1 protein-coding gene is annotated in these 328 nt (G+C 42.4%); it reads left to right on the top strand.

Going from position 1 to position 328, the window contains the following annotated elements:
• Positions 1-65: 65 nt before the first annotated feature.
• Positions 66-328, top strand: a 263-nt coding sequence (locus ACNKXV_RS13835) for a M23 family metallopeptidase (RefSeq protein WP_470269836.1), incomplete at its 3' end; no start/stop codon positions are given.

The raw sequence follows: 328 nt of genomic DNA, 5'->3' as shown, positions 1-328 counted from the left end.
CATTTGAACAAAACGGCCAAATTTCATTCTTTGACCAAAACGGCAACAGTTTCAAAAAGGCATTTTTGAGAGACCCTTTAAAATACACACGTATCAGCTCGAGATACAACCTAAACAGGTTTCATCCTGTACAGAAAAGATATAAAGCACACTTGGGTACCGATTATGCCGCACCTACGGGTACAGAAATCCGATCTGTGGGAGACGGCACTGTCGTAGAAGCAAGGTACACTTCCGCGAATGGGAATTATGTGAAAATCAAACATAACGGCACTTATACCACACAATACCTTCACATGTCCAAAATAGGCAAAGGGATTAAGGCGGG

It is taken from the genome of Christiangramia aquimixticola (genome assembly GCF_048285835.1).
Lineage (GTDB): Bacteria > Bacteroidota > Bacteroidia > Flavobacteriales > Flavobacteriaceae > Christiangramia > Christiangramia aquimixticola.
Note: the sequence above shows the minus strand (reverse complement) of the source record. Positions and strands in the feature narration are given on the sequence as shown.